The sequence below is a fragment of the Methylorubrum populi genome, assembly GCF_002355515.1.
GTDB classification, from domain to species: domain Bacteria; phylum Pseudomonadota; class Alphaproteobacteria; order Rhizobiales; family Beijerinckiaceae; genus Methylobacterium; species Methylobacterium populi_A.
Genome location: NZ_AP014809.1, coordinates 883,138 through 910,125, shown reverse-complemented (window position 1 = coordinate 910,125; position 26,988 = coordinate 883,138). Strand labels below are relative to the sequence as shown.

Here is a 26,988-nt window from a genome sequence, read left to right as displayed (position 1 = left end):
GCCGATGAGAGAAGAGACGGCGCCCGTCTCCGGGCAGCTCGTGGAGGCCGCGCCCGGCGCCTATCTGCTGCGCTTCCCCCTGCCGCCCTCGCTGCCGATCCCGCTCCATGTCGCGTCGCCCGAGGGCGTACGGCTGGTGACCTGGGCCCTCGCCGGCCTCGACGCGGACGCTGCGGACGGGCCTGTCTGCCTGCTGGCGCTCGAAGCCGACGGTGCCGCCCTGCGCGGCGGCGTGAGCGTCGCCACGCATTTCCGCGATCTCGCCTTGCGGCCCGAACCCGCGCCGGCCGACGCCCTGAGCGCGGCCGAGCGGGCGCTGCTCGCGCGGGCCTTGCTCTCCGCCGGCACCTCCGGCCTTGGGACGCTCGGAGCGCTGTTCGGCCTCGTCGAGAGATCGGTCGCTGCGCTGCCGGTCGCCGACGATGCACCGGACCTCGCCGACGAGGCCGGCGGCTGGTCGCTCGGCGGCACAGCGATTCCGCTCGGCCTGCTGTTCCGGACCGGCGCGGGCTGGGGCTGCGCCCGGGTCACCCGGTCGGCCCTCCGCTTTGCGGGGCACCCGCGCCAGCACCTCACGCTGGAACCCGTCTGGGGCGCGGCGCCCGCGGGCCTGCCCGAGCGCTCCTTCGCGCTCTACGCCCACGGCTTCACGGCGCTGACGACAAGGACTTCGTGATGTCGTCCGACCCCGCGGAAAAGCCCACGATCCTCGTCCTCGCGCCGATGCCGGCGGCGCCGGTGAGCGCCGGCAACCGGCGCCGGCTCGCCGCCACCTGCGAGGCGCTGACCCGCGGCGGCTTCGCCATCGATCTCGCCTATTACGCCCACGAGGATCAGATCTACCGCCGCTTCGGCCAGCACCCGCCGACCGATCTTTCGGCGATGGAGCGGACGTTCAGACACGTCTTCCTGATCGAGGCGCGGACGGTGATCCCGCTCAAGACGCGTTCCAACGCGTTCGGCATCGACGAATGGTGTCCCGACGAGGTTGGCGACTTCGTCGCGTGGTATTTTTCTGCCTATCCGGCGACCGGCGCCGTTCTTCTGAACTACGTCTTCCTCTCGCGCGCTCTGGAGCGGGTGCCGCCGGGCGTCTTGAAGCTGATCGACACCCACGACCGCTTCGCCGGCCGCCAGACACAGTACCGGCCGTTCCGCGCCGAGCCGAATTTCTTCTACACCGACGCACCCGGCGAGGCGGCGGGGCTGTCACGAGCCGACATCGTATTGGCGATCCAGGCGGCGGAAGCCGGATATTTCGCGGGTCTGACCGAGAGCCGCGTCCTGCTGCTGCCGCCGCATTTTCCCGCGCAGACGACCTTCACGGTACCGGAGCGGGTGGCACGCATCGGCTTCCTCGGCCACGGCAACGATCCGAACCTGTTCTCCATCGGCCGCTTCATCCGCGTCTGGCGCGAGGGCTGGACGCCGGATCGGCCCGAACTCGTCATCGCCGGCGAGATCTGCCGCAGCCTGCCCGGCGTCGAGGGGCCGGGTGTGCGGCTGCTCGGCTATCTCGACCGGCTCGAGGATTTCTACGCGCAGGCCGATGTCGTCGTGGCGCCGATGCTGATGGGCTCGGGGCTGAAGATGAAGGTCGGCGAGGCGCTGTCCTTCGGTCGGCCGGTGATCGGCACCGAGATCGGTCTCGAAGGCTTCGAGCCGGTCGAGCCGGCCCATCGCTGCCGCGACGTGGAGGCGGTGAAGGCGGCGGTGCTCACGGTCGCCCATGATGCCGAGGCCCTGGCGCGGCTGACGCAAGCGAGCGAGGCGCTGTTCAACCGCTACGCCGAGACGGCCTTGGCGGCGGAGGCGGAGCTAATTGAGCTTCTGGAAGAGCACGAACGCGAACGCACGTCCCCCTCTCCCCGCGCGCGGGGAGAGGGTCGCGACGATCTTGTCGTCGTCGCGACGAGCGGTAGCGATGGTGAGGGGGCGGCTCGGAATGAGGCTCCTCCGGCTAAGCCCCCTCACCATCGCCTGCCGGCTCGCTCTGCCGACGACGAGGTCGGCAGAGCCCTCTCCCCGCGTGCGGGGAGAGGGGCCCCAGATCCGGAGGCGGACGAAGCGAACGTTTTCCGAGGCGGCGGCCTCCTGCTCACCTGCGAAACCTCCGCCCGCTCCCTGCCCGCCGCTGACCCCGATCTCGGCGTGCTGGTCGCCACCGAGCGGCGTCCCGGCCACGGCACGGCGGCGGTCTACACCCCGCTGAGGCAGCGCTGGTTCGCCCGTGCGGAGGCGTCCGCCCTCGGTGATCCCCCCGATCTCGGCGCCCTCGACCTCTCCCTCGCGCCCGAATGGGTGCGCGACCGAACCCTGCCGCCGGCCGCGCGCGGGGCGCTTGCCCGCGCGTTCGTCCGCGTCCAGGCGGATTGGGAGACGGAAGGGCATGTCGTCGGCTGCGCGAGGGATCGCATCGAGATCGAGACCCTGTTGCCCGGTGTGCTCGTCAACGGCACCCATCCGGCGGCCGCCTTCCTGATCGGAGGTGAGGGCGCCTGCGAACTGCGCCTGGAGCGAGTTACGCCGCTCCACCGCCGCGTGGCATCGGCCTATGCCGACCGGACCGGGCGCCTGCCCGCACCGCTGCCGGTGAGCCTGTCCTTGCGCGCGGAGGCGACGCCCCCGACGGCCGGGCAGCTCCTGTTCCTCACCGATGACGGGATCGGCCGGATCATCCTGCCGGAGGACGCGGCCCAACCCGTGACCGAGCCATGAGCGAGACTCCCGCCGTTCGCCTTCTCGATACCGTCGATCCCGGCACCGGCCGCCGCGCCGCGCTGGCCGAGGCCGCGCTGATCTTCGACGCGATTCAGCGCAACGGCGTGCGTCTCGCCTTCGCGCCCCATCCCGAGCCGGACGTCTCCATCGTCATCGTCGCCCACGATGCGCGCCACCTCCTGGCCCTCACCCTGACCCGCCTCTGCGCGGGCCAGGTTCTGGCGGGCGTGAGCTTCGAGGTCGTGCTGGTCGACAACGCCTCGGCACCGGAGACCCGCGCGCTCTACCGGCATCTCGACGGTGTGACGCTGATCGAGAACGCTACCAACGCCGGCTTCGGGCCCGCCTGCAACGCGGGCGCGGCGAGGGCCCGGGGGCGCTACATCCTGTTCCTCAATCCCGATGTCGATCTCCTGCCCGGCGCGCTGGCGGCGATGGTCGCAGCCTTCCGCGATCACGAAGGCACCGGCATCGTCGGCGCCCGCCTCGTCTTCCCCGGCGGCGTGCTGCAGGAATCCGGCGCGGGCTTCCGCGACGACGCGCAGCTCACCCATCCGTTCGGCCGCGGCAACGCCGACCCCTTCGCCCCCGAACATGCCGCGACCCGCGATGTCGGCTACGTCTCGGGCGCCGTGCTGATGATCGAGCGGACCCTGTTCGAAAGTCTCGGCGGCTTCGATCCGCTCTTCGCCCCGGCCTATTTCGAGGACACCGACCTGTGCCTGCGCTGCCATCAGGCCGGGCGTCGCGTCATCGTGCAGCCGCGGGCCACCGCGATCCACTACGAGAATGCCACCAGCGCCCGCCGCGAGGAGGTCGAGGCGCTGCTCGATCGCAACCGCGCCCACTTCCTTGACCGTCATCGGGCGAGCCTGTTCGAGCAGGGGCCGCAGCCGCGGGGCGGCTTCCTCGATCACGATCCCTGGCGCCTGCGCGTGCTCTACGTTGACGACCGGGTGCCGCATCTCGATCTCGGCGCCGGCCTGCCGCGGGCCAACGCCATCCTCAACGCCATGGCGCGCCTCGGCTACGCGGTGACCTTCTTCCCGAACTACGAGGCGGATGCGGAGGAGGCGCAGCGCTACCGCGATCTCGATGAGCGCATCGAGATCGCCTATGCCAGCGGCGACGACGGTTTCGCCCGCCTGATCGCCGAGCGGCGCGACCATTTCGACGTGCTCTGGGTCAGCCGGCCGCACAACATCCTGTTCGTCACCCAGGCGCTCCACGCCGCCGGGCTCGACCCGCGGGGCTTCGTGCGATCGAAAGTGATCTTCGACTCCGAAGCCCTGTTCGCGCTGCGCGACTTCGTTACTGGAGCCGCGACCTCCGGGAGCGCGGTCGCCGCCGACTTGGCGTGGCAGGCCGAGCGTGAGACGCGCCTGTTCGGCCTCGCCGACGCCGTGGTCTGCGTCTCGCCGGCCGAGGCGCGGGTGCTCGCCCGATACAGCGCCTGCAACGCCACCGTGCTCGGCCACGCCCTGGCTCCGCCCGAGGCGCCGACGCCGGGCATTTCCGCGCGGTCCGGTTTCGTCTTCGTCGGCGCGCTCGCCCGCGAGGGCCAGCCCAACGTCGATTCCCTCGATTGGTTTTTCGAGAATGTCTGGCCCCTCGTGCGCGCCGCGCTGCCGGAGGCGGCGCTGACGATTGTCGGCGGGATCGCACCGGAAATCCGGGAGCGCTACGCGGGGCAGCCGGGCGTGGCGGTGACCGGCCGGGTGCCGCGGACCGAGCCGTTCCTCGACGCCGCCCGGGTCTTCCTGGCGCCGACGCGCTTCGCCGCCGGCATCCCGCACAAGGTCCACGAGGCGGTGGCACGGGGGCTGCCCTGCGTCATCACGCCGATCCTCGCCGATCAGATCGGCTGGGAGGACGGCGCCGGTTTCCTCGTCCGCGACTGGCGCGATCCAAAACCCTTTGCCGAGGCGCTGGTGGCGCTCCACGAGGACGCCGCCCTGTGGGATCGCGTCCGGGACGAAGGGAGGCGGAGGATCGCCGAGGATTGCGACGCCGAGGCCTTCGCCGCGGCGATCCGGGCTTTGTGCGAGGCGCAGGTCGTCGCATGAGCGCCTCTCCCGTCGCCCGCTTTGTCGGCCTCACCACCGGGCTCCTGCGCCGCGCCGTGGTTGGCCGCGTGCCGAAGCTGTTCGACGCCGCGTACTACCGTGAGCGCAATCCGGGCGTGGCGCGCAGCGGCCTCGACCCGTTCCTGCACTACGCGTGGTTCGGCGCCCGCCGGGACCGCAATCCGAATGCCGATTTCGACACCGCCTTTTACCGCCGCCAGAGCGGCCGCACCCGGCTCGATCCGGTCCGCCACTACCTGCGGGTCGGTGCGCTGCAGGGGCTCGACCCGAGCCCCGCCTTCAGCACCAGCCTCTATCTCGCCCGCTACCCGGATGTGGTCGCGGCCGGGATCAACCCGCTGCTGCATTTTCGCACCGACGGCCGAGCGGAGGGGCGCGAGGCCGCGCCCTCGCCGATCGAGCCCGACCGGCTGCGGGCGCTCGACGGCGTGGCGGAGGACCACATCCTCACCCTGCCCGAGACGGAGGGCGGGCGCTTCGCCCTGACGCTGCTGCGGGAGAGCCCCCTCGACCGCAAGGCCGAGTTCGCCCCGCGCTTCTGCCTCCAGCTCTGCGTCGACGGTGTCGAGTACGACGCCCTGCTCGACGCGTTCCGCGCCTTCGAGACAGGGGGACAGGAGGCCGTGGCGCTGGAGATCGACACCGGCGCCGGTCCGCACCCGCCGATGCCGACGCAACTCTTCGCCTTCGAGCGCTGCTTCGTCACCCGCTCGGGCGACGGCCGGGCGCTGCACCTGCGCTACGCCGAGCTGCGGGCATGGGATCTGCGCCTCAAGCGGCCCGGCGTCGCGGCGGTGTTCCCCGGCGGCCATTTCTCCGCGCGGCGTCTCGCGAAAGGGGAGGGGTGGCCGGCAGCCTGACCCGCATTCGGGGAAACGGAGGCGGCGACGGGGGTTCCTCGGGTGAAGAGCACCAGCAGGATCGCCGCCATGAGCACCGACGACCGCGAGACGCGCGAGGAGCGCCCCGACTCGACCGGGACCAATTCGAGGCCGCGCGACACCACCATCGGCCAGACCGGCGAGGGCATCCCGGACGATAGCGGGCGGCCCGTGCAGGTTGACGAGGCGGAGGCCAAGCGGATCGAGGAGAAGATCCGGCAGTTGTGATCGAGGCTCAGCCCCTGGGTCTTCCCACCCATGGCCTCGTCCTGAGGTGCGCAGCGAAGCGGAGCCTCGAAGGATCTTCCAGGGCTTGCGCGGCATCTGGAGGATCCTTCGAGGTCGCTTTCGCGGCACCTCAGGATGCGGGCGGCAGGTTGGAGGATCGGCCGCTCGACGTCGTTAGACACCGCGCTCCGAAAAGATCGCCTTCTTGACGATGGCGTGGACGCCCCAGTTGCCGTCGACCACCTGGGTGATGCCGAAATCCACCGCCACCGACATCAGCGAGATCGCCTCGTCCTCGGTCAGCCCCTTCGCTTGCATCAGGAACTGACGCATCTTGCGGAAGGCGTCGCGCATGGCGAGATCGATGGAGGATTTCTGGAAGATCGCGTTCTGCGCGTCCGGCCCGAGATCCTTGAGGTAGTTCGGGTAGCTGAAACCCGAGAGCACCCAGTCCTCGCTCGTCTCGATCATCGGAAAGTCGAGGGCCTCGAGCGAGGTGCCGGCGAGATCCGCCCGCTTGTGCAGGATGAACTGGAAGGTGCCGGTGAGCGAACACTCGATCGCCGTGCCGCACAGCTCCGAATCGCCCTGGCTCGCATGGGGGTCGCCCACGGAGAACAGCGCGCCCGGCACCGCGACCGGGTAGTACAGCGTCGCGCCCTTGCCGATGCGCCAGTTGTCGATGTTGCCGCCGGTGTAGCTCGGCGGGATCGAGTTCACCATGTCGGCCTCGGACGGCGCCAGACCCATCGTGCCGAAATGCGGGCGGATCGGCACGCGGATGCCCTTCAGCACGTCGAAGCGGCGCTTGGTTTTGGTGTGATCGACCGGCAGGCCGGGATAATCGATCGTCGGGTGGTCACGTCCGTCCGGATCGGTCACGCCGGGCCAGGGGAAGCTGTAGACGGCCTTGGCCCAGTCGCGCTCGCCGCTGGCATCGACCTCGTAGATCGTGACGACCTCGCGCTTCTTTCCCTCCAGCATGTCGTTGTAGTGGTAGCCCCACCACGCCGCGGCGTTGCTGCCGAAGGTCCGGCCTCTGAACTTCGGGTTGGCGGAGGGGCGCGGTGCCACGTCGAGGATGCGCACCTCCAGCACGTCGCCCGGCTCCGCCCCGCGGATCGCCACCGGGCCGGTGCAGATATGGACGCCGAGCCCGCCCCCGGGGCCGAGCTTGGAATCCTCCGGCCCCGCGCCGCGGCGGGCGACGCCCTTCCGCTCCTTGGTCCAGAGGAACACGCTCTCGGCGCCGGGATCACCCGTCACCATGCGCTCGGCATCGTCGTTGGCGTGGTGGGTCAGGGTCTCGATGGTGACGAAATCGCCCGAGTCGATCTCGACCTGAGGCTTCAGGTTCTTCGAGAAGTAGCCCCAGTGGACGGTCTCGGCATTGGCCGGCAGGTGGTAATGCGCCGTCTGCTTCAGCCGGCCCGCGCTGCTCTGCGCCAGCGCCGGGCTCACCAGGGTCAGCCCGCCCGCAGCCAGGGCCGCGGCCCCGCCGGTGGCGACGAAGCCGCTCTTCAGGAAGGCGCGCCGCTCCGGCTCCATGTCGCGCCGGTAGCGCAGCCGATGTTCGGCAAAGGCGGCACAGGTCGGATCGTCACCAAGGCACATTGCAGACTCCAAGCGTGTTCAACGCCCGAACCTGAATGCAAAATCACAGCCAAGCTTGAGCCCCCCTACCCGGATCGGGAAGCGGGGCTCAAGGCACCGGAGGCTGCTTCGGACGCCGCTACTCCGAGACGGGCCCGACGCCCGGTTCGGCCTCCGGCGCGGTGTCCTGCTCGGCTCCGGCTTGAGCTTCCACCACCGCGGCGGCGGTGACGTTGACGATGCCGCGCGCCGTCACGGAGGGCGTGAGGATGTGCGCCGGCTTGGCCGGTCCGATCAGCAGGGGACCGACCGGCAGGGCGTCGGCGAGCACCTTGGCGAATTGGAAGGCGATGTTGGCCGCATCCAGGTTCGGGAAGACGAGGATGTTGGCCGCGCCCTTCCAGTTCGAGCCCGGCAGAACCCGGTCGCGCACGAGTTCGGACAGGGCCGAATCCGCCTGCATCTCGCCGTCGGCCTGGACGTCCGGCGCGCGGGCCTGGATCAGTTCGAGGGCGCGACGCATCTTCTTGGCCGAGTCCGAGTCCGACTGACCGAAATCGGAGTGGCTCAGGAGAGCGATCTTCGGGGTGAGGCCGAAGCGGCCGACATGGCCGGCGCAGGCGATGGCGACGTCGGCGATCTCCTCCGCGCTCGGATTCTGGCGCACATGCGTGTCGGCCAGGAAGTAGGCGCCCTTCTTCGTGACGATCAGGCTCATCGCGGCGAAATCGAGGAGATCCGGCGAGAGCCCGATGATGTCGCGGATGACCCGGAGCCGGGTCTCGAACCGGCCCTCCAGGCCGCAGATCAGGGCATCGGCCTCGCCGCGGCGCACGGCCAGGGCGCCGATCACCGTGCTGTTGGTGCGCACCAGCGTCCGGGCGAGATCCGGCGTGATGCCGCGCCGCCCGGCGACCTCAAGGTAGGTCGAGACATAGGCGCGGTAGCGCGGATCGTCTTCCGGGTCGATCAGGTCGAAATGCTCGCCGTGGCGAAGGTCGAGGCCGAAGCGCTTAATGCGGGTCTCGATCACCCGCGGACGACCGACCAGGATGGGGCGGGCCACCTTGTCCTCGACGACGACCTGGGCCGCGCGCAGCACCCGCTCGTCCTCGCCCTCGGCGTAGATGACGCGCTTGGGGTTGTCCTTCGCCTTGGAGAAGATCGGCTTCATGATGAAACCGGAGCGGTGCACGAACCGGTCGAGCGATTCCGCGTAGGCCTGGATGTTCTCGACCGGCCGCCCTGCGACGCCCGAATCCATCGCCGCCTTGGCCACCGCGGGCGCGATGCGCAGGATCAGCCGGGGATCGAATGGGCTCGGGATCAGCGAGTGGGGCCCGAACGGCCGGGCCTCGCCGCCATAGGCGCGGGCCACGACGTCGGAGGGCGCCTCGCGGGCCAACGCGGCGATCGCCTTCACCGCCGCCTTCTTCATCTCCTCGTTGATCGCGTGCGCGCCGACATCGAGGGCGCCGCGGAAGATGTAGGGGAAGCAGAGAACGTTGTTGACCTGGTTGGGGAAATCCGAGCGCCCGGTGCAGATCATCGCGTCGGGCCGCCGCTCCTGGGCGAGGTCCGGCATGATCTCGGGATACGGATTGGCGAGCGCCATGATCAGCGGCTTCTCGGCCATCTTCTCGAGATATTCGGGCTTGAGCACGCCGCCGGCCGAGAGGCCGATGAAGACGTCGGCGCCGGGGATCACCTCGGCCAGGGTGCGCGCCTGCGTCTCCTGCGCGTAGACCTCCTTCCACCGGTCCATCAACTCGGACCGGCCCTTGTAGACCACGCCCTTGATGTCGGTGACCGTGATGTTCTCGCGCTGGGCGCCGAGGGAGACCAGCAGGTTGAGACAGGCGAGCGCCGCCGCTCCCGCGCCCGAGGTGACGATCTTGGCGTCGGAGAGCTGCTTGCCGGCGAGTTCCAGGGCGTTGAGGACGGCCGCCGCGACGATGATCGCCGTGCCGTGCTGGTCGTCGTGGAAGACCGGAATGTTCATCCGCTCCCGGCAGCGCTCCTCGACCTCGAAGCACTCGGGCGCCTTGATGTCCTCGAGGTTGATGCCGCCGAAGGTCGGCTCCAGCGAGCAGACCACGTCGACGAGCTTGTCGACGTCCTTCTCATTCACCTCGACGTCGAACACGTCGATCCCGGCGAACTTCTTGAACAGGACCGCCTTGCCCTCCATCACCGGCTTCGATGCGAGCGGGCCGATATCGCCGAGACCGAGGACCGCGGTGCCGTTCGAGAGCACGGCGACGAGATTCTGGCGGATGGTGAGGGTGGCGGCCTCCTGCGGGTCGTCGTGGATCGCCATGCAGGCGGCGGCGACGCCGGGGGAATAGGCGAGGGCGAGGTCGCGCTGGTTTCCGAGCGGCTTGGTGGCCTGGATCTCGAGCTTTCCGGGTTTCGGCAGTCGATGGTAGACGAGCGCCCCGGACTTCAGATCCTCGGACATATTGTCGGCCATGGCGATGCCGTCCTCTTCCGCTCGTTTTTGCGCGCCCGCACCCTCGTCGTTCGGGGGGCGCTGTTGAGGCATCTGTTGCAACGGCTGAAGCGGGGGCGCAACCCGCACAACGAGACGCGACTTCATCTCGAAAAGCTGTCGCGGCGCTGGAATTTTTCAATCGGCGCATATTCTTACGGGCGACCGAAGGTGCGCTTCCCGGAATCGGGGCGTCGGCTGACGATCGGCCGGTATTGTTCCATCGCCGACCGGGTCGAGATTCTGCTCGGCGGCGATCACCGCCTGGATTGGGTCTCGACCTATCCGTTCGCGGCGATGTCCGGGCTCTGGCCGCGTGCGGAGGCACCGCAGGATTACCACGCCTCACGCGGCGACGTGACCATCGGCCACGACGTCTGGCTCGGATCGGGCTGCATGATCCTGTCGGGGATCACCGTGGGGCATGGGGCGGTGGTGGCCGCCCACGCCGTCGTCACCCGCGACGTGCCGCCCTACGCCGTGGTGGCCGGCAATCCGGCCCGGATCGTGCGCCGCCGCTTCGACGAGGCCACCGCCGCGGCGCTCGTCGAGGCGGCGTGGTGGGAGTGTCCGCACGAGGCGGTGACGCGCTTGATCCCGCTGCTCCAGAGCGGCCGGGTCGAGGAACTGATCGCCGCGGTGAGGGCCGAGCGCGCCGTTGCGGGACCGCCCCGATTGCCGTAACCGGCCCGCAAGAGCGACAGCAGGATTGCCAGGAAGTCACGACCGATGTCCGACACGCCCCCCGACCGCCTCTCGGTGAACCCGAACAGCCCCTTCTACGACGAGGCGGTCCTCGCCCGCGGCGTCGGCATCCGCTTCAAGGGCGTCGAGAAGACCAATGTCGAGGAATACTGCGTCAGCGAGGGCTGGGTCCGGCTGTCGGCCGGCAAGGCGCTCGACCGGGCAGGCAACCCGATGACGGTCAAGCTCAAGGGCGCCGTCGAACCGTATTTCCGCGAGGAGCCGGCCGAGGCCTGACCGGACGGATCGGGCTCTCGGAACGAGGTCAGAAAGGGGCCGGAATGCGAAGAGTCGCCTTTGCCCTCCTCCTCGGCCTCGCCCCCTTGCCGGCCGGCGCCGAGGGGTTCGCCGTCCGTGACCTCGGCACGCTCGCCGCGGATGCGAAGGCGGTGCTGGGAGGCCGGTACGCGGCGCGGGCCGAGGCGGCCCGGCTGACGCTGATGTGCCCCGAATGCGAGGGCGCTCCGATGATTGACGTGCTGCTCGGCCGCCAAGCCGACGGCACCGAAGAGCGCGTGCGTTCGGGAGCGACGCCCATCGCCCGCCTGGAGGCGCTCTGCCGGCAACGCAATCCGGAATGCCGCCTGACCGGATTGTCCGTCGCGCCGGCGGTCGGCTGGATCAGCCTCTACCGGATGGGCGCGATGTCGGGCGCGACGGCGGTCGTCCTGCGCGACGGCGATCTCTTGACGATCCGCTCGCTCGCCAGCGAGGAGGCCACGGCCTCGCGCAACGCCCGAACCCTCGTCGAGACTCTCGCGCCCCGGATCGTCGGACGCTGAAACGAGAGAACCCCGCCGGAGCGGGGTTCGTGAGTGGTCAGACCCGAGCGGATCAGACCGCCATGCGGTCCTCGCCCTCGAGCGGCTCGCGCAGCACGTAGCCGCGGCCCCACACGGTCTCGATGTAGTTCTTGCCCTCGGAGGCGTTCGCGAGCTTCTTGCGCAGCTTGCAGATGAACACGTCGATGATCTTCAGTTCCGGCTCGTCCATGCCGCCGTAGAGATGGTTGAGGAACATCTCCTTGGTGAGCGTGGTGCCCTTCCGCAGGGAGAGGAGTTCCAGCATCTGGTACTCCTTGCCGGTGAGGTGGACGCGGGAGCCCGACACTTCGACAGTCTTCTGGTCGAGGTTCACGATCAGGTCGCCGGTGGTGATGACCGATTGGGCGTGGCCCTTCGAGCGGCGCACGATGGCGTGGATGCGCGCCACCAGTTCGTCCTTGTGGAACGGTTTGGTGAGGTAGTCGTCGGCGCCGAAGCCGAGGCCCTTCACCTTGTCCTCGATGCCGGCCATGCCCGACAGGATCAGGATCGGGGTCTTCACCTTGGCGACGCGGAGCGAGCGCAGCACCTCGTAGCCCGACATGTCGGGAAGGTTCAGATCCAGAAGGATGATGTCGTAATCGTAGAGCTTGCCGAGATCGACGCCCTCTTCGCCGAGGTCCGTCGTGTAGGTGTTGAAGTTCTCGGACTTGAGCATCAATTCGATGCTCTGCGCCGTGGCGCTGTCGTCCTCGATCAGAAGTACGCGCATCGTGATCCCCACCGGACAGGCCGTTTCGGGGCGCTTGAGACAAGCCGCCGCCGGTCGTCCGCCGACGGCCCCGGCGGACGCTCCCTCATTCCCACTTTCGAAACGCTATTCCTTAACCGTTAACAAAAGCCGAATCCCGCTTGCAAGGGCTGTCTCTTTCGAGTCCGGCACCGATTCTCACCACGGTTGGCGATCTGTTCTCCATCAGCAGGGGCTTTCCCGAGGCGGAAAATCAGCCTCGCTGGCTAACCCCTTCAATTCCCTGGTGTTGGCAGGCCTGTTGCCGAAAGGAGACGGAGACCATTCGTCGCCTTTTCATTTCGCCGGGACCGGCGGTGGCGGCGGCGAGGCGGTGACGCGAAGCCTTGGCGGGAGGTCCCGCGGTGTTAAGACATCGGCCGGTTCGGTGACGGATGGCGGTTAACGGGATCGAGGGCCCATGACGCAGGAGCGCGGCTCCGGAGGATTGGCGACGGCGCTCGCCGCGCTCTCGACCGTCGAGACCCTGGAGACCTTCGGCCGGGTGACGGCGATCCGGGGCCTTCTGGTCGAGGTGGCCGGGCCGGTCTCCGCCATGCGGCTCGGCGGTCGCATCGATGTTGTGGTGGAAAGCGGCGGGGCAGCGACAGCGACAGCGACCGTGCCGTGCGAGGTGATCGGCTTTGCCGGCGACCGCGCGCTCGCCATGCCGTTCGGCTCCCTGGAAGGTGTGCGCCGCGGCTGTCCGGCCCTGGTGCGCGACGAGGCAGCAGGCGCCATCCGTCCCTCCGATGCGTGGCTCGGGCGCACGGTCGACGCCCTCGGGCGCCCGATCGACGGGCTCGGCCCTTTGGCGCAGGGACCCGCGATCTATCCCCTGCGCGCCGATCCGCCGCCGGCCCACGGACGCAGGCGGGTCGGACCGCCGCTCGATCTCGGGGTGCGCTGCATCAACACCTTTCTCACCATGTGCCGTGGGCAGCGCATGGGCATCTTCGCCGGCTCCGGCGTCGGCAAGTCGGTGCTGCTGTCGATGCTCGCCCGCTACACCGCCGCCGACGTGGCGGTGATCGGCCTCGTGGGCGAGCGCGGCCGCGAGGTGCAGGAATTCCTGCAGGACGATCTCGGCGCGGCCGGGCTTGCCCGCTCGGTGGTGGTGGTGGCGACCTCCGACGAGCCGGTGCTGATGCGCCGCAACGCGGCCTACGTGACGCTGGCGATCGCCGAGTATTTTCGCGATCAGGGGGCGCAGGTGCTGTGCATGATCGACTCGATCACGCGCTTCGCCATGGCGCAACGCGATATCGGGCTGGCCGGCGGCGAGCCGCCGACCGCCAAGGGCTACACGCCCACCGTCTTCTCCGAATTGCCGCGCCTCCTCGAACGGGCCGGGCCCGGCGTGGGGGAGGGGGCGATCTCCGGGCTGTTCACCGTTCTGGTCGAGGGCGACGACCACAACGAACCGGTGGCGGACGCCGTGCGCGGCATCCTCGACGGCCATATCGTCATGGAGCGGCGCATCGCCGAGCAGGGGCGCTACCCGGCGATCAACGTGCTGCGCTCGGTCTCGCGCACCATGCCGCGGGCCTGCGACCCGGCCCACCTCCCGACGGTTCGCCGGGCGAGGAAGGTGCTCGCGACTTATGCCGACATGGAGGAATTGATCCGGCTCGGCGCCTACCGGGCCGGATCGTCGCCGGAGGTGGACGAGGCGGTGGCTTTGATGCCCGATCTGACGGCTTTTCTGGGGCAGGGTAAGGAAGAAGCAACCTCCATCGGCGAGGGTTACGCCCGGTTGGCCGCCATCGTCGGCGGCGGGTGAGGCGGCTTCGAAAGCGCGTCGGGTCACGGTCCGGAAGGATCGCGGCGCCGATCGGGCCGCTTTCCAGCGTAGCGTGGAGTGGATGGCCCGACATGAAATCGCGTGACACGCTGATCCGGCTGCGTCGGTTCCAGGTGGACGAGAAGCGCCGCCGGGTCGCCCAGATCGAAATGATGATGGCCGACTTCAACCGCATGGCGGCCGAGCTCGACCGCGAGGTCGCGCAGGAAGAGGCCCGTGCCGGGATCTCGGATCCCGCCCATTTCGCCTACCCGACCTATGCCCGCGCCGCGACCGGCCGCCGGGACAACATGCGCCAGTCCGCCGCCGCTCTTGAGGGGCAGCTTGCCGAGGCCAAGGCCGAACTCGGCGAGGCGTTCGAGGAGCTGAAGAAGGTCGAGATCCTCGAGGATCGCGAGCGCTCCGCCGAGCGCGCGGCCGAGGCTGCCCGTGAGCAGGCGGAGATGGACGCAATCGGGCTGCGCGCCCGCGCCTGAGCGGGCGCGATTGCGGCCAAGTCGGTGAAGGCATCGCGGGCTGCGAGCCCGTGAATGGCTTCGATCGCGAGCCCGGATGTCGGCCGGATCGGACGCCCGCTGCGGAGCGCGCCTCGACGGCCGTCGATGACTTCGTCTGGGCGCCCGCCGAGTGGGCGCTCCGGGAACCACGAAGCGGAGGCCAAGTTCTAACCTATGTCGTCGGCATCGGGCCGCCTTCGCGCGCGCTCGGCTTCTTCATAGGTGCGGCATGCTGCAGTCCGGAACCAGGATCCTGCTCGCGGCTCTCTTCGCCGGTGTCGCTCCCACGGCCGCGTTTTCGCAGACCATCATCCCGCTGGACGGCAGCGGCTCGCGCGCGACCGTGTCCGCTGCGGGCGACGTGACCTCGACGGCCACAACCCGGAACGTGATCACGCCGGACGGCATGGGCTATCGGGTCGATGTCTTCGGCGCAGCGCCCGGTTCGCGGGTCGTCGTTGCCCAGAACCTCGTGACCCCGAACGGGGCGGCCCCCGTCCCGAATGTGAATGATTGCACTTTCATCCGGGATCCGATCGCTCTGCGCGATTGCATCAATCTCTACGAGGGCCAGCGCCTCGCGCCGGGTCCGCGTGCCGGTGCGCTTCGACCGAGTCTCATCACCGACGAGGGGCTGATCGAAGCTGCGGGACCGATCCCCGGCTCGAACAGGGGACGGTCCGGAAGCCGGGACCGAGTGAGTGCCCCGGACGCGGGTCGGGCCAACCCCGTCTACATCCAGCAGGTCGCGCCTTAGCGCCTGACGGCCCACTCACGAGGGTCGGACCCCGGTCCGCGAAGGTGCGCCGGCCGACATGGGATCGGGGTCGAGGCCATGTTTCGGCAGCCGCCCCCGCACCGCGCGCCTGCGCAGCGCCGTTTCATCTGTTTCCCCTGTAAGTTGTTGTTTGCGATCGACACGATGTTGGGCTGCGCATAATCCTCCGTGACCGCCCCTTCTCGGCATGAAACCGTCATGATCGGGGGGCAAGACCCGGTTGCATCGAGACGGTCGCCCCGGTTCCGCTTGCGATGCGTGCGGCCGTGGCGCAGGAGAGACCGCTCCCGAGGAGGCGGCCGGCATCCATGAAAAAAGTCAGTGAAATCTTCTGGGGGCTGGTCGGCCTCGCCGCGGTGGTGGGGTCCTGCTACCTGCTCTGGGGCGAGTTGAAGACCCTATCCTGGGCTAGCATCGAGGCGGCCTTCGCCGCCATCCCGATCCACCACTTCCTGCTCGCGGCCCTCTCCACGCTCGTCGCCTACGCCGCGCTCGCCTGGTACGACCGGATCGCGCTGCTGCATCTGGGCGTGCGCCACATCTCCTGGCTGTTCGTCTCGGTCTGTTCCTTCACGACTTACGCGCTTTCCCACAATATCGGCGCCTCTGTGTTCTCCGGCGCCCTGGTCCGCTACCGCGCCTACACCTCGAAGGGGCTGTCGGCGGCGCAGGTCGCGGTGCTGGTGGCGCTGTGCTCCTTCACCTTCGGTCTCGGCACGATCCTGCTCGGCGGCTTCGTGCTGGTCTACGATCCGGGCCTGCTGGCGCGGCTCGACAACCTGCTCCCCGCCGCGCTCACCAACCCGGCCACCTCGCGGCTGGTCGGTTTTGGTCTGCTCGCCTTCGTCGCGCTCTACGTCATCGGCTCGGTGCTGCGCTTCCGCCCGCTGACGATCCGCAACTTCAAGATCGAGTATCCTCGGCCTGGCATCATGGTGCGCCAGCTCATCGCGGCGCCGCTCGAACTGCTGGGGGCCGCCGGCATCATCTACTTCGCCCTGCCGGACGCGTTGAATCCCGGCTTCATCGCCGTTCTCGGCATCTTCCTGGCCTCGTTCTCCGTCGCGCTAGCCTCGCACGCGCCGGGTGGGCTCGGCGTGTTCGAACTCGTGTTCTTCACCGCCATGCAGCTTCAGACCGATGCCGAGAAGGCCCCGGTCCTCGCCGCCGTACTGATCTTCCGCCTGTTCTACCTTCTCATCCCCTTCGCGATCGCGATCGTGGTGGTGCTTCTCTTCGAGCGCTCCCGGCTCTCGAATGCTCTGGGCAAGAACACCAAGGCAGCGCCGGAGCCGCCGCTGGTCGCACCGGGCCTCGACAACCACGTGATCGAGCAGCGGTTGGAGAAGAAGGCGGTCTGATCCGCCTCCCAGCGCGACTTCCGGCGGTCGTCTCTCGGGGAGGCGGCCGCTCTCTACGTTGTGCGATACGGAGAGTTCCGTGGGCACTTCGTCGCAGTGACGAGCGGGGTGCCGATCCTTACGTGACGTCGCCGCAGTGGACGAATGGGACGCGTGGACTTGCCGGCCTTTCAGGAACGGTTAAGCTTCGCTCGATTGGGGGACCATCCCGGCCCCCGGATGGACATCATGGCTTCGATCAAGATTAGGGTTGCCGAAGACGGCACCTGCTCGATCTGCCGCAACGGCACGATCATCAGCAGCGGACTCACGCGTTCGCAGGCCGACCAGATGGTCGCCGTCCTGCGCGCCATCGAGGGACACGCCTGACCGGCCGCTGACCCGAAGCGGACCGTCGCTGGTCCGGACGGCTGGAAGCCCGATCCGACCTTCCAAAAAACATCGCCGCACGATTCGGAGCCGAGCCCGCCCTTGCCTGAGGGTGGGCTCGGCTCTTTGCCGTACGTGCCGGGGTGGGTCGCGTCATCGCGCCCGCTGGCGGCAGCGCGACCCTGACGTCCATCACACCGAACCGACGGTTCGCAGGCGGGCACGGGAATGGATCTCCGCCTGGCTCATCACCGGGGTCTCGCGGCGGAAGCGCTCGATGATCGAGCGGACGAACGGCCGGGCCTGGACCGAGGTGACGAGCACCGGCATCTCGCCCATGCGCGCCGCCTGCTCGAAGCGGTCCCGCACCGTGTTCACGAACTCCGTCAATCTCGAGGGCTGCATCGCGAGGTAGCGCTCTTCCCGCTCGCCGACGATCGATTCGAGGAAGGCCTGTTCCCAGGCCGGCGACAGGGTGATGATCGGCAGCGTCCCGTCCGGCCCCTGATACTGCGCGCAGATCTGGCGGCCGAGACGGGCGCGAACATGCTCGACGATGTCGCGCGGGTTCTTCACATGCCCTGCGACCTCGGCGATGCCCTCGACGATGGAGCCGAGATCGCGCACCGAGACCCGCTCGGCGAGCAGCAATTGCAGCACCCGCTGGATGCCGGTGGTGGCGATCTGCGAGGGCACCACTTCCTTGAGCAGTTCGGTGTGATCCTTGGGCAGCTCGCGCAGCAGCTTCTGCACCTCGACGTGGTTCAGGAGCTCCGAGACGTGGGCCTTGATCAGCTCGGTCAGGTGCGTCGAGATCACGGTGGCCGCATCGACCACGGTGTAGCCCTTGAGCTGGGCCTGATCACGCAGGCCGGCATCGATCCAGGTCGCGGGCAGGCCGAAGGTCGGCTCGAGCAGGTGCTGGCCGGGCAGCTGCACCTGCCCGCCCATCGGGTCCATCGCCATGAACTGGCCTGGGAAGACCTGGCCGGTGCCGGCCTCGATCTCCTTGACGCGCACCACGTAGGTGTTGGCCTCGAGACTGACGTTGTCGAGGATGCGCACCGAGGGCATCACGATGCCGAGTTCCGACGCGAGCTGGCGGCGCAGGGCCTTGATCTGGTCGGTGAGCCGGTCCTGGCCCTCGCCGTTGACGAGGGCGAGGAGCGCGTAGCCCATCTCCAGCTTGAGGTCGTCGAGCTTGAGCAGGTCGGTGACGGTTTCCTCGGCCGGCGCCGCGCCGGGAGCGGCGCCGGCGCCGGGCGTGCCCTCGGCTGCCGCTGGCGGGTTTTCCCGTTGCGTCTTGGCGATGCGCCACGCCGCGTAGCCGGCGGCGCCGCCGAGCGCGAGGAAGGGCAGCATCGGCATGCCGGGCAGCAGCGCGATCAGCAGCATGACCCCGGCCGACATGCCGAGCGCCTTGGGATAGTTCGCCATCTGCTTGCCGAGCGCCTTGTCGGCCGAGCCCTTCACGCCGGCCTTCGAGACGAGGATGCCGGCGGCCGTCGAGACGATCAGGGCCGGCACCTGGGAGGCCAGCCCGTCGCCGATGGTGAGCAGCGTGTAGGTCTTGGCGGCCTCGGCGAAGCCGAGTCCCTGCTGGGCGACGCCGATGATGATGCCGCCCACCACGTTGATGCCGGTGATGAGCAGCGCCGCCACGGCGTCGCCGCGCACGAATTTCGAGGCGCCGTCCATGGCGCCGAAGAACGAGGATTCCTCTTCGAGCGCGGAGCGCCGCGCCTTGGCCGTCTTCTCGTCGATCAGGCCGGCCGAGAGATCGGCATCGATCGCCATCTGCTTTCCGGGCATGGCGTCGAGGGTGAAGCGGGCGGCCACCTCGGCGATGCGGCCGGAGCCTTTGGTGATGACGACGAAGTTCACGATGATCAGGATCGCGAAGACGATGATCCCGATCACGAAGTTGCCGCCCATCACGAAGTGCCCGAAGGCCTCGATGACGTGGCCGGCCGCCGCCGTCCCCTCGTGGCCGTGGCCCAGGATCAGCCGGGTCGATGCGAGGTTGAGCGCCAGCCTCAGCATGGTCGCGATGAGGAGCAGGGTCGGAAAGACGGTGAATTCGAGCGGATTGTCGATGAACAGCCCGGTCATCATGATCAGGACCGAGATGATGATCGAGACGGCGAGCAGAAGGTCGAGCAGGAAGGCCGGCAGCGGGAAAATCAGCACCACGAGGATGCCCATCACCGCGGTGGCGAAGAACAGGTCCGAACGTTTCGACAGCGCCTGCAGGTTCGACCGGCTCGGCATGCGCAGGGATGACAGGCCGCCGAGCCCGCCTGCACCCGCCGGTACGGCCTTGGCCGCTTCGCTCATCGCGTCGAGTCCTCGAAGTCGAATCGCGCGGCCCATCCGCAGGTCCGCACCCGGCAGGATTTGCCGGGTCTACGGTTAGCGAGGCGTTAACGCCGAGAGGGCGGAACCTCGGCCGGCGACAGGGTTTGGTCAGGCAATCGGTCTGGCGCTCGGCTCCGGACCCCGCGGACGGGCCTCGCTCATGCGTCTCCTTCCCCTTGTCTGTGTTGCCCTGCTGGTGCCGGTATCGGTCCAGGCCGCGCCGGAGCCCGCGGCACCGGCCGTGAGCCCGGCCGAGCGCGCGCACGGGGCGGTGGGGGCGCGGCTCCAGCCCGGTGCCAACAGCTTCACGGCCGCGCAGGTGCGAGCCCGGCTTGCCGAAATGGGATTTCCCGACGTCGCCGACCTGCGACTCGACGAACAGGGCATCTGGCGCGGGCGGGCCGAGCATGCCGGCCGTACGCTGCGCGTCGGCATGGATTACCGGGGCGAAGTCGCCGCCGAGTGAGGCACGCCGGGTTTTGGCCCGTCGAGCCCTGAGACAGACGAGAGGAACGATCTATGGCAGCACGCGCCGTCACCGCCCTGTTCGACAGCCAGGAGGACGCCGCCCGCGTCATCGACCGCATCGAGGCGGCGGGCGTGACGCGGGCGGATATCGGCATCGTGTCCCTGGACGCGGCGGATCGGCCGGCCGGCTCGCTGCCCGGTCCCTCGGCCGACGCGCCGGATGCGGCGACCTCTGTTGCCGGCGGCGGGCACGAGAGCTCGGCGGCGGAAGGGGCGGGCGCCGGTGCCACCGTCGGCACCGTGCTCGGTGGTGGCGCCGGACTGCTCGCGAGCCTCGGCCTTCTGGCGATCCCCGGCGCCGGTCCGGTCATCGCCGCGGGATGGCTCGTTGCGGCTCTGTCGGGCGCCGGCGTCGGAGCGGCCGCGGGCGGCTTGATCGGCGCCCTGACCGGTGCCGGCCTAAGCGGCGCCGATGCCGAAACCTATGCCGAGGGGATCCGCCGCGGCGGCACCCTGGTCACCGTTCGGGCCGACGGGGACATCGCCGACCGGGTCATCGCGCTGATGCAGCGCGGCGGAGCCATCGATCTCGATGAGCGTGCCGAGGGATGGCGGGCGCAAGGATGGACCGGTGGCACCACCGGGGCACCGCCGGCCACCGCAACGCCCGCGCCGGTTCCGGAGCCGGCCCTGGCGCCCGAGCCGGGCACCCCGGCCGATCCCACGGCGCCCCACCCGACCCGCCGTCCCCCGAGCGAGATCGCCTGAACCGGCCGGATCAGCTGTAGAGATACTTCCGGATCACGACGCTGAAGCCGAACACCGCCATCGCCACCAGCGCGACGATGCTGGTGATGAGATGGCGGCGCGGCTCGATCGCCGAGATGGGAACCACCGGGTTGACCACGGGCGTGAAGAATTCGATCTGGCGGTTGGCGATGATGCGCGCCTGCTCGCTCGCGGCCAGTACCTTGTTGTAATAGAGCTGCGCGTTCTTGCGCTCGTTCTCCAGCCCCTCGAACTCCGTCATCGCCTCCGACAGCAGGCGACGCTGCTCCGGATCGGTGCTGGTCATCTGCCGTTCGATCTTCTCGATGTTGTCGTCGAGATCCTGGATCTGTGCCTTCAGGTCCTGGATCTGCCGCCGTTCGGGGGCGAGGTCGCGCAGGCTCTGATTGAGCTGGACGGAGAGCTCGATGCGCTTCTTGCGCAGCTCCGCGATGACCGTGAGATTGTTCTTGTTGGCCGATTGCGCATCCAGAACGCCGGCGCGGTTTCGCAGGTCGCGCATGGCGCGCTGCACGGTGAGAAGGCGTTCCTCGGCATTCTTGAGCTCGCGCGTGCTCTCGGCGAGGGCGGCGTTGCGCGCCCTGACGCTGAGCTCGTTCACCATCCGCTCGCTCTCTTCCATTAAAGCGCGGGCGAGCCGGTAGGATTCCTCCGGATCGAAGGCGGCGACATTCAGGGTGACGATGCCGCCGTTCGAGTCGACCTTCGTCGTGACGCGCTTGTGCCAGTAGCGCAGGAACAGCTCGATCGGCTCGTTGGCGTCGAAGCGCGAGAAAAAGTCGATGCCGTCGCGCGAGAACATCTCCCGCAGCGGCATCTGCCGCTCCATCGCCTCGACCATCTGCCGGCTGGCGATGTAGCTGATCGTGATCAGCGTGTCCTGAGCGATCATCTGCTTGGACATCGAGCTGTTGCTGCCCGTCTCGTCGCTCTGGACCTTGTCGACGCTGCCGAGCGCCGGCCGCAGGGCGAAGCGGGCCTCGGTGATGTAGCGGTCCGAGGCGATGAGATAGTAGTATCCGGAAGTAACGAGCGTCGGCAGCAGGAACAGGACGACGAAGAGGACCGGGATCCAAGGATCGCGCCGGATATGCGTCTGGTAGGCGCGGATGCCCTTCTTGTGATCGGATTGCCGCGCGATGCGTGCGAACCGCTTGAGCGATTCCGCGACGGCGGTCGAGCGGTCGGCGGTGGTCAGCGGTGCGCCGCTCGGACTGCTGATCTCGGTGCTCATGGTCTCGGTGCCCGCACGCCCCAGGCGGTCTGCCGCGCGGCGTCGGGAGCCGCGGCGGACCGCACGATTTCGTCTGTGACCCGCCCTCGCGGCGAAAGCGTGTCCGATCCGCTGACGAGAGCGGCCCGGAAGGCCGAAGCGGCCGTCCTTTAGCTGTTCAGGCGGCGATAGGCCGTGATCGCCTCGTCGACGTCGTCGTACACCACCGCCTGCCCGTTGATCAGGATGAGGGCCTGACTGCAGTATTCGCGGATCTGCTCCATGCTGTGGGAGATCAGGATCACGTCCGCGGTCTCGCGCCGCTTGTTGAACACGTCCGCGCAGCGTTTCTGGAAGCGCGCATCGCCCACCGAGAGCGTCTCGTCGATGAGGTAGGTGTCGAAGGGGATCGCCATGCTCATCCCGAAGGCGAGCCGCGAGCCCATACCGGAGGAGTAGGTGTTCACCGGCATGTTCAGGTAGCTGCCGAGCTCGGAGAAGTCCTCGACGAATTCGAGCACGCGGCGCGGATCCTCCCCGTAGATCCTGGCGACGAAGATGACGTTGTCCCGTCCCGTCATCCTCGGGTTGAAGCCGCCCGCGAAGCCGAGCGGCCAGGACACGCGCAGGCCCCGGGAGATGCGGCCGCGGGTCGGTTCCTCGACACCGGAGATGAGCTTCATCGTCGTCGATTTGCCGGCACCGTTGATCCCCATGATGCCGTAGCTGATGCCGGGCTTCAGGGTGAAGTTCACCCGGTCGAGGATCGTGCGCCGCCGCCCGTAGGTGGAATAGACCTTGGTGACGTTCTCGAAGCGGATCACGGTTCGATGGGCTCCGTCGGCGAACGATGCGGGCCGGCCCCGCAGCATCGGAGCCCCCCCGCCGAACACCCGCCGCGCCGCCGCCGACAACTGGCGCGAGAGACGAGGCCCGGCACCTTGCGCCGGGCACAAAGCCGGAAAAAGCGGCGAATCTGCGGATGCCGTCCGCGTCTGTCACCGGATGCAGGCGGCTCGACTGCCGGATCGCCGTTCGTCGCTCACGAGCGCTTCGGCGACGCGACGCCGGCGCGCCGGAGCGCGTCGGCGAGGGCACCGTCCTGCGGTGGCGCTGCGGGCGCGGGGCGCGGCGGCCGCGTCTCGGAGCGGGCAGCGCCGCTACGCGGTGCCGATGCCGGTGTCCCGTCGATGGGGTCGTCGAGCCGCATCGAGAGCGAGATGCGCTTGCGCGGCACGTCCACGGCCAGCACCAGCACGCGCACAACATCGCCGGTCTTCACCACCTCGGACGGCGAGGCGATCCGCTTGCGGGCCATGGCCGAGATGTGAACGAGCCCGTCCTGGTGCACGCCGATATCGATGAAGGCGCCGAAGGCGGCGACGTTGGTGACGACGCCCTCCAACTGCATGCCGGGCTTGAGGTCGCCGATGGTCTCGACGCCCTCCTGGAAGCTCGCCGTCTTGAAGGCGGGGCGCGGATCGCGGCCGGGCTTCTCCAGCTCGGCGATGATGTCGCGCACCGTCGGCACGCCGAAGCGCTCGTCGGCGAAGGCGGCCGGCGAGAGCGGGCGCAGGGCCGCGGCATTGCCGATCAGCACCCGGATGTCGCTCTTCGTCGCCTCCAGGATGCGCCGCACCACCGGATAGGCCTCGGGGTGGACGCCGGAGCGGTCGAGCGGGTCCTCGCCGTCGGGAATGCGCAGGAAGCCCGCCGCGAGCTCGAAGGTCTTGGCGCCGAGGCCCGGTACCTTCTTCAAACTGGCGCGGGTGCGGAACGGACCGTTGGCGTCGCGATGGGCGACGATCTTGTCGGCCACCGATGCGCCGAGCCCCGAGACCTGGGCGAGCAGCGGCGCGGAGGCGGTGTTCACGTCGACGCCGACGGCGTTCACCGCGTCCTCGACCACCGCTTCGAGGGAGCGCGACAGCTTCTGCTCGGTGACGTCGTGCTGGTACTGGCCGACGCCGATGGATTTCGGATCGATCTTCACCAGTTCCGCCAGCGGATCCTGCAGGCGCCGGGCGATGGAGACGGCGCCGCGATGCGACACGTCGAGGTCCGGCAATTCGCGGGTGGCGATGGCCGAGGCCGAGTAGACCGAGGCGCCGGCCTCCGACACCGTGACCTTGGCCATCTTCAGATCCGGGTTGGCGGCGAGGATCTCGGCGGCGAGCCGGTCGGTCTCGCGCGAGGCGGTGCCGTTGCCGATGGCGATCAGCTCGACGCCGTGCTGGCGGCAGAGCCGGGACAGCGCGGCCACCGCCTCCTTCCAGCGCCGCTGCGGCTCGTGCGGGTAGGTGGTCTCGACCGCCACCACCTTGCCGGTGCGGTCCACCACCGCCGCCTTCACGCCGTTGCGGTAGCCGGGATCGAGCCCGAGGGTCGCGCGACCGCCCGCGGGGGCGGCCAGCAGCAGGTCCTTGAGATTGCCGGCGAAGACCTTCACCGCCGCCTCCTCCGCCCGCTCGAACAGGCGGGCGCGCAGATCCGCCTTGATGCCGGTGCGGATCTTGGAACGCCACGCGATGCGGACGGTCTCGAGCAGCCACGCATCCGCCGGCCGTCCCCGTGCGGCGACGCCGAACCGGCGGCAGATCGCGAGTTCGAACGGCCCCGGCACGCCGGCCGGGGAGTCCTCACCCTCGACGGTCAAGGCGAGATCGAGCACCTCCTCCTTCTCGCCGCGGAACAGGGCCAGCACCCGGTGCGAGGGCATGCGCTCCAGCCGTTCGCGCCAGTCGAAGTAGTCGGAGAACTTCTGGCCCGCCGCCTCCTTGCCCTTGCGCAGCTTCGACACCGCCTCGCCGCCGCGCCAGACATCCTCGCGCAGGCGGCCGATCAGGTCGGCATCCTCGGCAAAGCGCTCGATCAGGATCGCCCGGGCGCCTTCCAAGGCTGCCTCGATGGTCTCGATCCCCTTGCCCGGATCGACGAAGCCCTGCGCCGCCCGCTCCGGCACCGTCTCCGGCCGCGCGAGCAGGGTCTCGGCCAGCGGCGCGAGCCCAGCCTCGCGGGCGGTCTGTGCCTTGCTGCGGCGCTTGGGCCGGAACGGCAGGTAGATGTCCTCCAGCCGCGCCTTGGTGTCGGCGCTCGCGATGGCGGCGGCGAGTTCCGGCGTCAGCTTGCCCTGGGCGCGGATGCTCTCAGTGACGCTGGCGCGCCGATCACGCAGCTCGCGCAGGTAGCCCAGCCGCTCCTCCAGGCTGCGGAGCTGCGCGTCGTCGAGCGAGCCGGTCGCCTCCTTGCGGTAGCGGGCGATGAACGGAACGGTGTAGCCGCCGTCGAGCAGGTCCACGGCGGCGGCCACCTGCGCCTCGCGCACGCCGAGTTCCTCGGCGATCAGGAGGTTCACGCTCTTCACGGGATCGGGCCTCGATCATGGTGGCAGGGATGGTCGGAGCGGCCGTCCTTCTCCGATTGAGACCGACGGCGCAAGCGGCGTCGGCCCCACCGAGAGCGGGCTCAGTCGTCCGAGCTGAAGACGCTGTCGCCGATGAAGAGCATGTCGCGATCGACCTCGGGCGGGTCTTTCTGCGAGCCGAAGGCGAAGAACAGGCGCCGGCTGCGCCCGTCGGCGCCGGTCAGCGTCAGGGTATGGCGGTCGAGCCGGTACTGCCCGCCCTCGGGTGCGCGGCGCCGGCCCATTGCCGTGCCGACGCCGGTGCTCGCCCCGGAATTGACCGCGCCGACGGAGCCGCCGCGCCCGTAGCGGCCGTCCGCCTTGAAGTCGTAGCGGCTCTCGACCGCCACCGCGACGTCGCCGCCCATGGCGCTGTTGCCGCCGCCCGACAGGCGCCGGTAGGAGCGCGCCACGCGCTCGTCGGCCCCGGCCGGGAAGGCCCGGAAGAAGCTGCCGTCGCCCGGGGCGTAATCGACCGGCTTGCCGTCCACGCCCGTCAGCACGAAGCCCCGGCCCTTGCGGGTCCAGCGGCCGAAGCGGCGGGGCTTCGCGCTTCGCTCGGCGGCGAGATCGACATCCTCCAGCGCCGTGTCGTCGATCTCGTAATACGTCCCGTCGGTGAGGACGATCAGCGGCTCGAAATCGATCGTCACCATGCCGCCGACACCGACGCCCGTGGTGGAACGGAAGTACACGCCCTCGACGGCATCCCAGTTGCCGGCGTGGCGCGGCGGGGTCGAGGCATCCGCAAGCGCTCCGGCAGAGAGCGGTGAGGCCGGCCGGGGATCGTTGGGGGGCGGGGCCGCGTCCGTCGAGACCGTCGGCGGCGATGGCTCCGACGGCTCGCGCGACGGCCGGGCGCCCGCCGGCCCCGTCGACCGCCCTTTGGACACCAGACCGTCCTCGGTCAGCGCGAGCGCCTGCAACTTCGCGGCTGGAATGAACTCGTTCGAGAGGGTGGCGAGGAAGCGGGGCATGACGCCGAGCTGCCGCGCCGCCTTCCAGCCGGCGTGGTGCAGCACCGCGCGCAGCTTGACCTGCTCGGCGAAGGCGGCCCGGTTCGCCGGCTGCGACAGCGGCGGCTTGTCCGCCATCGGCAGCACGAAGCGGCGGCGGATCGCCTGAAGCGCCGCCGGGCTCGGCTCGGCGGTCGCGTCGTTGGCGACCATCCATTGCAGGACGATGAAGGCGGTGAGCACGTCGCCGGCATCCTCCGAATCGAGGCCGGTGCCGTCGAGGAAGCTGCGGAAGATCGCGTCGTAATCGTACTTCGCGAGTTCCCGGCCGGCCTCGGCCGCCGCGATCGGATTCGTCGCGCGCAGGCTCCGCAGGTGCCGCTCCACCGTCGCCCGGCGCAGGTCGGGTGAGGAAGCGAAGGGCAAGCGCCGGTCCGTCGCGCCGGTGTCCGATTCCTGCGCCGGCGAGGCGGTCTCGCGCAGCGACCGCGTGTCGATCCCGGGCCCGTCCGCCTGCGCCTGCCGCTGCGGGAACCCTCCGGGGATGCCGGCCCCGGCAACCTGCGCGCCGGCGGGCGCCGCCAGGAGCAGAAGCGCACCGAAGAGGCAGGTCCGCGTCCCGGACTGGTGCGTCGGTAGCCGTAGCCGCGCGGGGACAGGCGCGGCGAGGTCGGGATGGTGAGGGCGCATGAT

23 protein-coding genes are annotated in these 26,988 nt (G+C 69.5%); 15 read left to right on the top strand and 8 right to left on the bottom strand.

Going from position 1 to position 26,988, the window contains the following annotated elements; translation table 11 throughout:
• Positions 1-4 precede the first annotated feature (4 nt).
• From MPPM_RS04190 to MPPM_RS04170, 5 genes are all read left to right on the top strand, one after another.
• A complete protein-coding gene (locus MPPM_RS04190; protein WP_244573466.1) occupies positions 5-676 on the top strand; it encodes a hypothetical protein in 672 nt (223 codons plus the stop codon).
• Positions 676-2,718, top strand: a complete 2,043-nt coding sequence (locus MPPM_RS04185) for a glycosyltransferase (RefSeq protein WP_096483968.1) — start codon at positions 676-678, stop codon at positions 2,716-2,718. The genes MPPM_RS04190 and MPPM_RS04185 overlap by 1 nt, the downstream gene beginning before the upstream one ends.
• Positions 2,715-4,787 carry a glycosyltransferase gene (locus tag MPPM_RS04180; RefSeq protein WP_096483967.1) on the top strand — a complete coding sequence of 691 codons (2,073 nt, stop codon included), beginning with the start codon at positions 2,715-2,717 and terminating at the stop codon, positions 4,785-4,787. The genes MPPM_RS04185 and MPPM_RS04180 overlap by 4 nt, the downstream gene beginning before the upstream one ends.
• Positions 4,784-5,668: a hypothetical protein gene (locus MPPM_RS04175; protein ID WP_096483966.1), complete on the top strand. Its 885-nt coding sequence runs from the start codon at positions 4,784-4,786 to the stop codon at positions 5,666-5,668. Before MPPM_RS04180 ends, MPPM_RS04175 begins: the two co-directional genes overlap by 4 nt.
• Positions 5,669-5,737: 69 nt before the next feature.
• Positions 5,738-5,917 (top strand): hypothetical protein, encoded by a 180-nt coding sequence (locus MPPM_RS04170; protein WP_096487713.1) that lies wholly within the window; start codon positions 5,738-5,740, stop codon positions 5,915-5,917.
• Positions 5,918-6,091: 174 nt separating this feature from the next.
• Here the strand turns inward: MPPM_RS04170 and MPPM_RS04165 are convergent, their stop codons facing one another.
• Complete coding sequence (locus MPPM_RS04165; RefSeq protein WP_096483965.1) at positions 6,092-7,531, bottom strand: acetamidase/formamidase family protein; 1,440 nt, start codon at positions 7,529-7,531, stop codon at positions 6,092-6,094.
• 118 nt (positions 7,532-7,649) lie between these two features.
• Complete coding sequence (locus tag MPPM_RS04160) at positions 7,650-9,983, bottom strand: NADP-dependent malic enzyme (protein WP_096483964.1); 2,334 nt, start codon at positions 9,981-9,983, stop codon at positions 7,650-7,652.
• A gap of 75 nt (positions 9,984-10,058) precedes the next feature.
• Here MPPM_RS04160 and MPPM_RS04155 point away from each other — a divergent pair, with 75 nt between their 5' ends.
• Genes MPPM_RS04155 through MPPM_RS04145 form a run of 3 tightly spaced genes read left to right on the top strand, consistent with a single transcriptional unit; the run spans position 10,059 to position 11,527 of the window.
• Positions 10,059-10,685: a CatB-related O-acetyltransferase gene (locus MPPM_RS04155; RefSeq protein ID WP_096483963.1), complete on the top strand. Its 627-nt coding sequence runs from the start codon at positions 10,059-10,061 to the stop codon at positions 10,683-10,685.
• 45 nt (positions 10,686-10,730) lie between these two features.
• Entirely contained in the window at positions 10,731-10,982 is a 252-nt protein-coding gene (locus MPPM_RS04150; protein WP_096483962.1) for a DUF3297 family protein, read from the top strand.
• 44 nt (positions 10,983-11,026) lie between these two features.
• On the top strand, positions 11,027-11,527 hold the full coding sequence (locus MPPM_RS04145) for a hypothetical protein (protein ID WP_096483961.1): 501 nt from the start codon (positions 11,027-11,029) through the stop codon (positions 11,525-11,527).
• A gap of 52 nt (positions 11,528-11,579) precedes the next feature.
• Here MPPM_RS04145 and ctrA read toward each other — a convergent pair whose 3' ends face one another.
• On the bottom strand, positions 11,580-12,281 hold the full coding sequence (gene ctrA / locus MPPM_RS04140) for a response regulator transcription factor CtrA (RefSeq protein WP_026105963.1): 702 nt from the start codon (positions 12,279-12,281) through the stop codon (positions 11,580-11,582).
• 439 nt (positions 12,282-12,720) lie between these two features.
• Here ctrA and fliI point away from each other — a divergent pair, with 439 nt between their 5' ends.
• The 5 genes from fliI to MPPM_RS28485 all read left to right on the top strand — a co-directional run bounded on the left by fliI (position 12,721) and on the right by MPPM_RS28485 (position 17,108).
• Positions 12,721-14,082: a flagellar protein export ATPase FliI gene (gene fliI, locus MPPM_RS04135; protein WP_096483960.1), complete on the top strand. Its 1,362-nt coding sequence runs from the start codon at positions 12,721-12,723 to the stop codon at positions 14,080-14,082.
• A 92-nt stretch (positions 14,083-14,174) separates the two neighbouring features.
• The gene (gene fliJ, locus MPPM_RS04130) at positions 14,175-14,579 is read left to right on the top strand and encodes a flagellar export protein FliJ (RefSeq protein ID WP_012452679.1); all 405 of its coding nucleotides are present in this window, start codon (positions 14,175-14,177) and stop codon (positions 14,577-14,579) included.
• 250 nt (positions 14,580-14,829) lie between these two features.
• Positions 14,830-15,357 carry a hypothetical protein gene (locus tag MPPM_RS04125; protein WP_096483959.1) on the top strand — a complete coding sequence of 176 codons (528 nt, stop codon included), beginning with the start codon at positions 14,830-14,832 and terminating at the stop codon, positions 15,355-15,357.
• A 329-nt stretch (positions 15,358-15,686) separates the two neighbouring features.
• Positions 15,687-16,739, top strand: a complete 1,053-nt coding sequence (locus tag MPPM_RS04120; RefSeq protein ID WP_096483958.1) for a lysylphosphatidylglycerol synthase domain-containing protein — start codon at positions 15,687-15,689, stop codon at positions 16,737-16,739.
• Positions 16,740-16,967: 228 nt separating this feature from the next.
• On the top strand, positions 16,968-17,108 hold the full coding sequence (locus MPPM_RS28485; protein ID WP_173807872.1) for a hypothetical protein: 141 nt from the start codon (positions 16,968-16,970) through the stop codon (positions 17,106-17,108).
• A 192-nt stretch (positions 17,109-17,300) separates the two neighbouring features.
• Here MPPM_RS28485 and flhA read toward each other — a convergent pair whose 3' ends face one another.
• Positions 17,301-19,445: a flagellar biosynthesis protein FlhA gene (flhA, locus tag MPPM_RS04115; RefSeq protein ID WP_096483957.1), complete on the bottom strand. Its 2,145-nt coding sequence runs from the start codon at positions 19,443-19,445 to the stop codon at positions 17,301-17,303.
• Between the two features lie 181 nt (positions 19,446-19,626).
• On the opposite strand from flhA, the gene MPPM_RS04110 reads away from it, so the two are divergent.
• A complete protein-coding gene (locus MPPM_RS04110; RefSeq protein ID WP_096483956.1) occupies positions 19,627-19,932 on the top strand; it encodes a hypothetical protein in 306 nt (101 codons plus the stop codon).
• A gap of 53 nt (positions 19,933-19,985) precedes the next feature.
• Complete coding sequence (locus MPPM_RS04105; protein ID WP_096483955.1) at positions 19,986-20,702, top strand: hypothetical protein; 717 nt, start codon at positions 19,986-19,988, stop codon at positions 20,700-20,702.
• Between the two features lie 10 nt (positions 20,703-20,712).
• Here MPPM_RS04105 and MPPM_RS04100 read toward each other — a convergent pair whose 3' ends face one another.
• From MPPM_RS04100 to MPPM_RS04085, 4 genes are all read right to left on the bottom strand, one after another.
• Positions 20,713-21,957, bottom strand: a complete 1,245-nt coding sequence (locus MPPM_RS04100) for a KpsE/RkpR family capsule polysaccharide export protein (protein WP_096483954.1) — start codon at positions 21,955-21,957, stop codon at positions 20,713-20,715.
• A gap of 149 nt (positions 21,958-22,106) precedes the next feature.
• Positions 22,107-22,760, bottom strand: coding sequence for an ABC transporter ATP-binding protein (locus tag MPPM_RS04095; RefSeq protein WP_017487273.1), 654 nt, complete (start codon positions 22,758-22,760; stop codon positions 22,107-22,109).
• Between the two features lie 218 nt (positions 22,761-22,978).
• On the bottom strand, positions 22,979-25,300 hold the full coding sequence (locus tag MPPM_RS04090) for a Tex family protein (RefSeq protein WP_096483953.1): 2,322 nt from the start codon (positions 25,298-25,300) through the stop codon (positions 22,979-22,981).
• A gap of 101 nt (positions 25,301-25,401) precedes the next feature.
• A complete protein-coding gene (locus tag MPPM_RS04085; protein WP_096487712.1) occupies positions 25,402-26,985 on the bottom strand; it encodes a hypothetical protein in 1,584 nt (527 codons plus the stop codon).
• Positions 26,986-26,988: the final 3 nt, after the last annotated feature.